This window comes from Streptomyces recifensis (assembly GCF_002154615.1).
GTDB classification, from domain to species: domain Bacteria; phylum Actinomycetota; class Actinomycetes; order Streptomycetales; family Streptomycetaceae; genus Streptomyces; species Streptomyces griseoluteus.
This window is the reverse complement of record NZ_MUNH01000171.1, coordinates 1-9997: the sequence shown is the minus strand read 5'-3', so window position 1 is coordinate 9997 and position 9997 is coordinate 1. Positions and strand designations below refer to the sequence as shown.

Annotated in this window: 9 protein-coding genes and 1 pseudogene; 4 read left to right on the top strand and 6 right to left on the bottom strand. The window is 73.1% G+C overall.

The window, feature by feature from the left end; all coding sequences use genetic code 11:
- Nucleotides 1–138 precede the first annotated feature (138 nt).
- Entirely contained in the window at nucleotides 139–1092 is a 954-nt protein-coding gene (locus CCN33_RS32485) for an HNH endonuclease signature motif containing protein (RefSeq protein WP_208621709.1), read from the top strand.
- A 49-nt stretch (nucleotides 1093–1141) separates the two neighbouring features.
- Here the strand turns inward: CCN33_RS32485 and CCN33_RS10950 are convergent, their stop codons facing one another.
- Nucleotides 1142–2914, bottom strand: a complete 1773-nt coding sequence (locus CCN33_RS10950; protein WP_086693451.1) for an acetyl/propionyl/methylcrotonyl-CoA carboxylase subunit alpha — start codon at nucleotides 2912–2914, stop codon at nucleotides 1142–1144.
- 366 nt (nucleotides 2915–3280) lie between these two features.
- On the opposite strand from CCN33_RS10950, the gene CCN33_RS10945 reads away from it, so the two are divergent.
- Nucleotides 3281–3838 (top strand): hypothetical protein, encoded by a 558-nt coding sequence (locus tag CCN33_RS10945; protein WP_244173754.1) that lies wholly within the window; start codon nucleotides 3281–3283, stop codon nucleotides 3836–3838.
- On the opposite strand, the gene CCN33_RS10940 is transcribed toward CCN33_RS10945, so the two are convergent.
- Genes CCN33_RS10940 through CCN33_RS10925 form a run of 4 tightly spaced genes read right to left on the bottom strand, consistent with a single transcriptional unit; the run spans nucleotide 3810 to nucleotide 6474 of the window.
- A complete protein-coding gene (locus CCN33_RS10940; RefSeq protein WP_086693450.1) occupies nucleotides 3810–4424 on the bottom strand; it encodes a Maf family protein in 615 nt (204 codons plus the stop codon). The genes CCN33_RS10945 and CCN33_RS10940 overlap by 29 nt on opposite strands.
- Before the next feature lie 27 nt (nucleotides 4425–4451).
- Nucleotides 4452–4580, bottom strand: coding sequence for a morphogenic membrane protein MmpB (gene mmpB / locus CCN33_RS33505; protein WP_086693449.1), 129 nt, complete (start codon nucleotides 4578–4580; stop codon nucleotides 4452–4454).
- Nucleotides 4581–4640: 60 nt separating this feature from the next.
- Complete coding sequence (locus CCN33_RS10930; RefSeq protein ID WP_086693448.1) at nucleotides 4641–4850, bottom strand: acyl-CoA carboxylase subunit epsilon; 210 nt, start codon at nucleotides 4848–4850, stop codon at nucleotides 4641–4643.
- Between the two features lie 22 nt (nucleotides 4851–4872).
- Nucleotides 4873–6474 carry an acyl-CoA carboxylase subunit beta gene (locus tag CCN33_RS10925; RefSeq protein WP_086693447.1) on the bottom strand — a complete coding sequence of 534 codons (1602 nt, stop codon included), beginning with the start codon at nucleotides 6472–6474 and terminating at the stop codon, nucleotides 4873–4875.
- Between the two features lie 110 nt (nucleotides 6475–6584).
- Here CCN33_RS10925 and CCN33_RS10920 point away from each other — a divergent pair, with 110 nt between their 5' ends.
- Nucleotides 6585–7445 (top strand): biotin--[acetyl-CoA-carboxylase] ligase, encoded by an 861-nt coding sequence (locus CCN33_RS10920; RefSeq protein WP_086693446.1) that lies wholly within the window; start codon nucleotides 6585–6587, stop codon nucleotides 7443–7445.
- 228 nt (nucleotides 7446–7673) lie between these two features.
- Entirely contained in the window at nucleotides 7674–8798 is a 1125-nt protein-coding gene (locus CCN33_RS10915; protein ID WP_086693445.1) for an adenylate/guanylate cyclase domain-containing protein, read from the top strand.
- Nucleotides 8799–9102: 304 nt separating this feature from the next.
- Here CCN33_RS10915 and CCN33_RS33750 read toward each other — a convergent pair.
- Nucleotides 9103–9966 (bottom strand): annotated as a pseudogene (locus tag CCN33_RS33750) (RNA polymerase sigma factor); the annotation flags it as partial.
- Between the last annotated feature and the right edge of the window lie 31 nt (nucleotides 9967–9997).

Genomic DNA, 9997 nt, shown 5'->3' with positions numbered 1-9997 from the left:
GGCCAGGTCCCCGGCTCCGCCCTCCGCGGAGTCCTCAGCGACCAGCCCACCGACCGCCCCCGAGTGGCCGACCTGCGCCGCAGGTAGCGCCTCGACGGGGTACGCCGTCACCCGCACACCCTGCGTAGGGTGCCGGGCATGACTCAGGCGCACCCCACCCGCACGGCCCCGGAGGATCTGCTCCACCGCCTCACCCACCTCCGGGTGAACCGTTCCTCCGGCGGGCCGGCGCTGTACAAGCCGGTGACACTGCTGTGGGCCATGGGACGGGCCCGGCGCGGCGCTGAGCGGCTGCTGTCCTGGGCCGGGACGGAGCGGGAGCTGGGCGAGGCGCTGGCGGCGGCGGGGGTGCCCGCGCGGCCGCACTACCCGGTGGCGTCCCTCAGGCAGGACGGGCTGTGGTCCCTGCCGGGCCAGGAGGACGCGCCCACCGCCCATGGCGACCCGCGCCCATGGTTCGCCGAGCGGCAGCCACTGGGCGGCCCCACCGAGGAGGTGTACGACCTCTTCCGGGACTCCGCCGTGGCGCGGCTCGCCGTGCAGGAGCAGTTGCTGGAGCTGTACTTCGCGGAGCGCGACCCGGCGCCCCTGCTCGCCCGGCTCGGGCTGCCGTACGCCGGACCCGGGGTGGCCGCCGAGCCGGAGCCGGACCCGCTGGACCTCCAGTGGCCGAAGGCCCGCCCGGGCGACCCGGAGCCCTGGCTCGTCACGGCCGCCGAGTACGAACAGGGCTGCCGTCTGCTGGAGCTGACGGAGGAGCGGCGGCACGGCGAGCGGTCGCCCGCCGCGGGCAGCCGGCCCGTACGCTCCTCGGCGGCGAGGCTGCTGGTGCTGGGGCGCAGCGAGGGCCGGTGCGAGAACCCGGAGTGCGGCGGGCACCCCGCCGAGCGGACCGACCGGGGGCTGCCGCTGCTGGAGGTCGACCACGTGCGGGACTTGACCCTGGGCGGCCGCGACCACCCCGGCCAGATGGTCGCGCTCTGCCCCAACTGCCATGCCGTCAAGACCCGTGGCCGCTCCCGCGAACGGCTGCGCGCGCTGCTGCTGCGGGTGGCGGAGGAGAGGCACCGGCAGATGCGTACCGGGAAATGACGAACGCCCGGCTCGGGGCCGGGCGTTCACCACGTTGCGGCGGAGCGCGTCAGTCCTTGATCTCGCAGATCGGGGCGCCCGAGGTGATGGAGGCGCCGACCTCGGCGAGGAGGCCCTTGACGGTGCCGGCTCGGTGGGCGTTGAGGGGCTGTTCCATCTTCATGGCCTCCAGGACGACGATGAGGTCGCCCTCCTGGACGGTCTGGCCCTCTTCGACGGCCACCTTCACGATGGTGCCCTGCATCGGGGAGGCGAGGGTGTCGCCGGAGGCCACGGGGCCGGACTTCTTGGCCGCGCGGCGCTTGGGCTTGGCGCCGGCCGCGAGGCCGGTACGGGCCAGGGACATGCCGAGCGACGAGGGGAGGGAGACCTCCAGGCGCTTGCCGCCGACCTCGACCACGACCGTCTCACGGCCCAGCTCCTCGTCCGCCTCCGCGTCGGCGGGGGCGGTGAAGGGCTTGATCTCGTTGACGAACTCGGTCTCGATCCAGCGGGTGTGGACCGTGAAGGGGTCCTCGGAGCCGGTCAGCTCCGGCGCGAAGGCCGCGTCCCGGACCACCACACGGTGGAACGGGATGGCCGTGGCCATGCCCTCGACCTGGAACTCGTCCAGCGCCCGCGCTGCGCGCTCCAGCGCCTCCTTGCGGGTGCGGCCGGTCACGACCAGCTTGGCCAGCAGGGAGTCCCACGCCGGGCCGATGACCGATCCGGCCTCCACGCCCGCGTCCAGCCGGACACCGGGGCCGGCCGGGGGGTCGAAGCGGGTGACGGTGCCGGGGGCGGGCAGGAAGCCACGGCCCGGGTCCTCGCCGTTGATGCGGAACTCGAAGGAGTGCCCGCGCAGCTCGGGGTCGCCGTAGCCCAGCTCCTCGCCGTCGGCGATGCGGAACATCTCGCGGACCAGGTCGATCCCGGCGACCTCCTCGGTCACGGGGTGCTCGACCTGGAGGCGGGTGTTGACCTCCAGGAAGGAGATCGTGCCGTCCTGGCCGACCAGGAACTCACAGGTGCCGGCGCCCTCGTAGCCCGCCTCCTTGAGGATGGCCTTGGACGCCCGGTACAGCTCCTCGACCTGGGCCTCGGAGAGGAACGGCGCCGGGGCCTCCTCCACGAGCTTCTGGTGGCGGCGCTGGAGCGAGCAGTCACGGGTGGAGACGACGACCACGTTGCCGTGCTTGTCGGCCAGGCACTGGGTCTCCACGTGCCGGGGACGGTCGAGGTAGCGCTCCACGAAGCACTCGCCCCGGCCGAAGGCGGCGACGGCCTCGCGGACCGCCGAGTCGTACAGCTCCGGCACCTCTTCGAGGGTGCGGGCGACCTTCAGGCCGCGACCGCCACCGCCGAAGGCGGCCTTGATCGCGATCGGCAGGCCGTGCTCCTTGGCGAAGGCCACGACCTCCTCCGCGCCCGAGACCGGGTCCGGCGTACCGGCGACCAGCGGGGCACCGGCGCGCTGCGCGATGTGCCGGGCGGCGACCTTGTCACCGAGGTCCCGGATCGCCTGCGGCGGCGGGCCGATCCAGGTCAGACCCGCGTCCAGCACGGCCTGGGCGAACTCGGCGTTCTCCGAGAGGAAGCCGTAGCCGGGGTGGATCGCGTCCGCGCCGGACTCCCGGGCGGCGTTCAGGACCTTCCCGATGTCCAGGTAACTGGTGGCCGGAGTGTCACCGCCCAGGGCGAACGCCTCATCCGCGGCCCGGACGTGCAGAGCGTCCCGATCCGGGTCGGCGTACACGGCCACGCTCGCAATGCCTGCGTCCCGGCAGGCCCGCGCCACACGGACAGCGATTTCGCCACGGTTGGCGATGAGCACCTTGCGCACGATTGAGGCTCCCTCCTTGAAACAAGCCGAGTTTAGGGACAGCCGACACGGCACATCGACCCGTCCCCAATGGTGAGCTTGCCCACACGGAGCGTGATGCGTGGCCCGCTCGACCCGCGAAAGCCCTTGTCGCACCTCGGTACGCAGGACTCCACCGGAAAACCCTAGCCCCGCCATGTGGCCAAGGTCTCTGTGAGAGCGTGCTGCGGGCCACGCGGTTTCTTTGTGGAGTCCCTACGAATGGCCCAATGATTCTTTGCCGCCGCCCGAGGTCTTGTCCCCCGTTCTACCCATGAGTAGCGTTCGCGCTGATCCGGCGTACTGCCGGTAACAGGCGATCCGCGCAGGGGCGGCGGCGAAGGTGGGGTGGGGCCGGTGGTGCGCAGACCGGTGGCATGGCTCGTGACGGTCGTCCTGCTGGCCGAGGCGGTCGGCATCGCGGCGGTGAACTGGCTGCTCGGCGTGGTGGTGGACAACCAGCGGATGTCCCTGGCCGGGCTCGACCCCGATGTGATGGCGACGTCCTCGAAGGTGGGAGCCGTGCTTTTCGGGCTCTACTTCGCCTTCTGCGCCCTGGTGGCCCTGCTGGTCGCGGTGCGCGACCGCGCCCCGGCCGGCCTCGGCCGGGTCCTGCTGATCAGCGCCGCCGTGGTGCACGGGCTGCTGGGCGCGGTCGCGTGGGGCCTGGTGGGCCCGGGGGCGTTCCTGGCGATGATGGTGGTCCTCGCCCTGCTGGTGCTGCTGCTGGTGACGTACGACCGTCCGCGTGACACGGGCGCCCGTCCGGCCGGCGACACGCCCGGCGCGGGAGGCGCCCCGGCGGCCGCCCCGGAACCGAAGCCCACGTCCACCCCTACGGGTGACCCTCAGGACCGTACGGCCGACACGCCGAACATCACTCGGACGGCGCCCACAACTCCGTGATCCCGACCCCCAGTTCGCGCAGCAGTTTGCGGACCAGGGGGAGGCTGATGCCGATCACGTTGCCGTGGTCGCCGTCGATGCCCTCGATGAAGGGCGCCGAGCGGCCGTCCAGGGTGAAGGCCCCGGCGACGTGGAGGGGCTCGCCGGAGGCGACGTAGCGGGCGACCTCCTCGTCCGTCGGCTCGCCGAAGCGGACCACGGTGGAGGCGGTCGCGGAGACGTACCGCTTGGCGGCGGTGTCCCAGACGCAGTGACCGGTCTGGAGGACCCCGGCGCGGCCGCGCATCGCCTTCCAGCGGGCGGTGGCCTCCTCGGCGTCGGCGGGCTTGCCGAGCGCCTGTCCGTCCAGCTCCAGCACCGAGTCGCAGCCGATCACCAGCGCGCCCTGCACCTCGGGCCGGGCCGCCACCACGGACGCCTTGGCCTCGGCGAGGGCGAGGGCCAGCTCGGCCGGGGTGGGGGCGGTGACGGCGTCCTCGTCGACTCCGCTGACGATCACCTCGGGCGCCAGCCCGGCCTGCCGCAGCAGACCCAGCCGGGCGGGGGACTGGGAGGCGAGAACGAGGCGGCGCCGCTGGTCTGTCATGCGATCAGCCTAGCGCCGGACCTCTCCTCACCTCAGCCCGATGACGATCATCGCCAGCACCATGGCCAGGGCCATGAAGAGGCCGAGCCGCCTGAGCTTCTCCTCCATGTGACGGAGTTCCTCGGGCGGCTCGTTCTCGGGGTCTGACCACAGCATGGCTCCAGCGTGGGGCGCGGGCCGGCCCGCGCGCCTGAGTACCCGTACTCAGGTTCCCGCTCAGCCCGGCCAGTAGGTCCGGGACCAGGACACCGGCCCCGGCCGGGGCAGGCGCCGGGTGGCGATGCGCGCCGGGTCCGACCACGCGTCGCGCGGCCCCTCCGCGCCGGACGGCTGCTCGGCCGCCGCCACGGCGCGGGCGCGGACCACCGCCAGGGCGGCGGCCAGCTCCTCCGGGGTCGGGTTGCCTCGTACTACCTTGATGTTCATGACGGCTCCCGTCGGCGCTGTCCTACAGGGGGATGTTGCCGTGCTTCTTCGGAGGGAGGGATTCCCGCTTCGTACGGAGCTGACGCAGCCCGCGGACGATGTGGCCGCGGGTGTCCGACGGCATGATCACCGCGTCCACGTAGCCGCGCTCGGCCGCCACGTACGGGTTGAGCAGCGCGTCCTCGTACTCCTGGACCAGCCGCGCCCGCGTCTCCTCGCCCGTGCCGGCGGTCTCCGCCTCGGCGATGGTGCGGCGGTGCAGGATGTTGACCGCGCCCTGCGCGCCCATCACCGCGATCTGCGCGGTCGGCCAGGCCAGGTTGAGGTCGGCGCCCAGGTGCTTGGAGCCCATGACGTCGTACGCGCCGCCGAACGCCTTGCGGGTGATGACGGTGATCAGCGGGACGGTGGCCTCGGCGTAGGCGTAGATCAGCTTGGCGCCGCGCCGGATGATGCCGTCCAGCTCCTGGTCCACGCCGGGCAGGAAGCCCGGCACGTCCACGAAGGTCAGCACCGGGATGTTGAACGCGTCGCAGGTGCGCACGAACCGGGCGGCCTTCTCGGACGCCTTGATGTCGAGGCATCCCGCGAACTGCATCGGCTGGTTGGCCACCAGCCCCACCGGGTGCCCCTCGACCCGGCCGAACCCGGTGAGGACGTTCGGCGCGAACAGGGCCTGCGTCTCGAAGAACTCCCCGTCGTCCAGGACGTGTTCGAGCACGGTGTGCATGTCGTACGGCTGGTTCGCGCTGTCCGGCACGAGAGTGTCCAGCTCGCGGTCCTCGTCGCTGAGCGCGAGGTCCGCCTCCTCCGGGTAGACCGGGGCCTCGCTGAGGTTGTTGGACGGCAGGTACGACAGCAGCTGCTTGACGTACTCGATCGCGTCCTTCTCGTCGCCCGCCATGTGGTGGGCCACGCCGGAGTTGGTGTTGTGGGTGCGGGCGCCGCCCAGCTCCTCGAAGCCGACGTCCTCACCGGTGACCGTCTTGATCACGTCGGGGCCGGTGATGAACATGTGCGAGGTCTGGTCGACCATCACCGTGAAGTCGGTGATCGCCGGGGAGTAGACCGCGCCGCCCGCGCACGGGCCGACGACCAGACTGATCTGCGGGATCACTCCGGAGGCGTGGGTGTTGCGGCGGAAGATCTCGCCGTACGCGCCCAGCGAGGCGACACCCTCCTGGATGCGGGCGCCACCGGAGTCGTTGATGCCGATGACCGGGCAGCCGGTCTTCAGCGCGAAGTCCATGACCTTGACGATCTTCTGGCCGTACACCTCGCCGAGGGCGCCGCCGAAGACGGTGAAGTCCTGGGAGAACACGGCCACGGGGCGGCCGTCCACCGTGCCGTACCCGGTGACGACACCGTCGCCGTACGGGCGGTTCGCCTCCAGGCCGAAGTTGGTGGAACGGTGGCGGGCGAATTCGTCCAGCTCGACGAACGAATCGTCGTCCAGGAGGAGTTCGACGCGTTCACGGGCCGTCAGTTTGCCCTTGGCGTGCTGCTTCTCGACCGCGCGTTCCGAGCCGGCGTGCGTCGCCTCGTGGATACGCCGCTGGAGATCCGCGAGCTTCCCGGCGGTCGTGTGGATGTCGGTGTCGTGACGCTCTTCCGGCTCGGACATCGGGATGCGGCTCCCTGCCTGCTCAAAAGGGGGGACGATTACTCATCCGTAGCGTAGTGCGGGGCCCGCCTCTCAGGAGTGCGGTCTTTCCCACACCTAGGGTTACTTGCATGACGCCGCACAATGCCTCAGGTCCCAGCCGCTGGTCCGACCTGGACCGTCCGCCGCTCAACGTGACCGCGCTGCGCCGCGGGCTCCTGCACGAGGGCGGGCTGTGGACCTCGGTCGACGTGGTCCAGCGCACCGGCTCCACCAACTCCGACCTCGTCGCCCGCGCGGCCTCCGGCGCGGCGGACGAGGGCGCGGTGCTGGTCGCGGAGGAGCAGACGGCCGGACGCGGGCGGCTGGACCGGCGCTGGACGGCTCCGCCGCGCTCGGGCCTGTTCTTCTCCGTCCTGCTGCGCCCCGCCGAGGTCCCCCTGGAGCGCTGGGGCTGGCTCCCCCTGCTGACCGGCGTCGCCGTGGCCACCGGCCTGTCCCGCGCGGCCGGGGTCGACACGGCCCTGAAGTGGCCGAACGACCTGCTGGTCACCGTCGGCGGCGAGGAGCGCAAGGCGGGCGGCATCCTGGCCGAGCGCGCCGGCGAGGACGGCGTGGTGGTCGGTGTCGGCCTCAACGTCTCCCTGCGCGCCGACGAACTCCCCGTCCCGCAGGCGGGCTCGCTGGCGCTGGCCGACGCGGTGTCCACCGACCGCGACACCCTGCTCCGCTCGGTGCTGCGTTCCCTGGAGACCTGGTACGACCGCTGGCGCTCCGCCGGTGGCGACCCCGTCACCAGCACCCTCCAGGAGACCTACGCGGCCGGCTGCGCCACCCTCGGCCGCCAGGTCCGCGCGGAGCTTCCCGGCGACCGGGCGCTGCTGGGCGAGGCGGTCGCGATCGACGGCGACGGCCGGCTGGTCATCGCCACGGCGGAGGGTGTGCGGGAGGCCGTGGGAGCCGGGGACATCGTGCATCTGCGTCCGGCGTAGCGGGCGGTGTCCGGCGGCGGGACAGGCGTTCCCGGCCCCGGAAAGCGGGCAGAGGGGCGTGGGGACGCCGCACCGCGCCCCCGTCGTGCGCGGTGCGCGCCGGACGGTGCTTCCCAGGGGTGAAGAGTGCGTCCGGTGGGCGGTCCCGGCGGAGTGAGCTGGCGCACACCTGCCGTAGAGTTGAGGCCGGTCGGTACCTGACCGCGGCAGATCGGAAGGGCAGCAGGCGTGAGCGTCGACGACACGGGCTCCGGCGCGGGCGCGGAGGGCCGGGTGGACCCCGACGCCCCCGACCCCGGCGACGACCCGCTCGCCCTCCGCCTCGAACAGCTCATCCTCGGCGCCGAGCGCCGCTACACCCCCTTCCAGGCCGCCCGCAGTGCCGGTGTCTCCATGGAGCTGGCGTCCCGTTTCTGGCGGGCGATGGGCTTCGCCGACATAGGCCAGGCGAAGGCGCTCACCGAGGCCGACGTACTCGCCCTGCGGCGGCTGGCCGGTCTGGTCGAGGCGGGGCTGCTCAGCGAGGCCATGGCGGTGCAGGTGGCGCGCTCCACCGGGCAGACCACCGCCCGGTTGGCCGAATGGCAGATCGATTCCTTCCTGGAGGGGCTGACCGAGCCCCCCGAGCCGGGCATGACCCGCACCGAGGTCACGTATCCGATCATCGAGCTGCTCCTGCCCGAGCTGGAGGAGTTCCTCGTCTACGTCTGGCGCCGCCAGCTCGCCGCGTCCGCGGGGCGGGTGGTGCAGAACGTGGACGACGCGGAGATGGTCGACCGGCGGCTCGCCGTCGCCTTCGCCGACCTCGTGGGCTTCACCCGGCTCACCCGGCGGATGGAGGAGGAGGAACTCGGCGAGCTGGTCGAGGCGTTCGAGACCACCGCCGCCGACCTGGTCGCCGCGCGGGGGGGCCGCCTGATCAAGACTCTGGGCGACGAGGTCCTCTACGTCGCCGACGACGCGGCCACCGCCGCGGACATCGCCCTCCGCCTGGTCGAGACGCTCTCCAACGACGAGACGATGCCCGAGCTGCGGGTCGGCATGGCCTTCGGCACGGTCACCACGCGCATGGGAGACGTCTTCGGCACGACCGTGAACCTCGCCTCCCGGCTGACCTCGATCGCTCCCCGCGACGCCGTCCTCGTCGACAGCGCCTTCGCGGAGGAACTCATCCGCACGGGCGTCGCCCCCGCCTCCGAGGCCGAAGCGGCCGAGGCCGCCGCGACGGCCGAGAAGGAGGGCGAGACCCCTCCCGACTACCGCTTCGCCCTCCAGCCCATGTGGCAGCGCTCGGTGCGCGGCCTGGGCATGGTCGAGCCGTGGCTGCTGGCGCGGCGCGGCGAGACGGGCTGAGGGCTCCTACCGGAGTTCCAGGCACACACCGAGTACGGGCACACAGAGGCCCTTGCCGTCTGGCGGAGGCGCCGAGGCGCTCGCCGTGGGGGCCGGTGTCGTCGGTCTCGTCGGTGCCGGTGTGGGCGCCGGCGGGGTTGTCCCGGGGGCTTCGGGCGCGGTGGAGGTCTGCGGGACGCCTGCTCGCGGCGTCTCGCCGGGCCGCGCGGTGGGCGGTACGGCTCACGGGAGCCCGGTCAGCCTCGGCGGGTGCCGGCGGGGGTACGAGCTCCTCGGCGGGTGCCGTCGGAGGTACGAACTCCTCGCCGCCGGCGGGCAGGGGCGACGCCGGTGCGGGTGGTGCGGCGCTGTCGTCGGCGCGGGCGGCGAGGTAGGCGGCGGCGCCCCAGCCGAGCACGGCCTCGGCGAGCGCGAGGGGGAGTCCGTCGTGGAAGCGGGCGAGCTGGTCGGCGGTGCGGGCGCAGTGGCCGCAGCCGTCCAGGTGGCCGCGCAGGTCCGGGTCCATGGCGAGGCCGCCGCCACGCCGGAAGGTGACGTCCAGCATCCGCAGGTAGCGTCCGCACTCGGCGTCGGGGGCGAGTTCGCGGTGGGTCTGCAGGCACTCCTCGCGCAACCGTTCCCGGGCGCGGGCCAGTTCGACGGCCGTGCTCTCCTCGTCCAGCCCGAGCAGCGCGGCGGGCACGGCGAGGGGTTCGTCCTCCACCTCGGTGTGCCAGAGCACCGCCTGCCAGCGCTCGGGCAGCGAGCGGAACGCCTGCATGGCCAGGGTCCGTTCGGCCTCGTGCATCGCGCGTACGTCGGCACCGAGATCGGCGCCGAAGGCACCCGGGGAGCCGGTGTCGTCGGCCACCTCGGCCGCCCTGGCGGCCTGTTGGGCGAACACCGCGAAGTCGTCCACCAGCTGCTCGCGCTTGGCGGACTGCGTCCAGTGCGCGGCGACCCGGCGCACCGAGGTCAGCAGATAGGCGCGCACCGCGAACTCGGGACCCGAACCGCCGCGCACCGCCTGGAGCATGCGGGCGAACACCTCGGCGGTGAGGTCGTCGGCGGTGTGCCCGTCCCGGCAGCAGGTGCGCGCGTAGCGCCGCACCGCGTCCGCGTGCCGCCGGTACAGCTCCTCGTACGCCGAGTCGTCCCCGGCGCACCCCCGGCCGATCGGCTCGCTGATCGGGCGGGTGTGCGCCGGGGACGACTCGGCG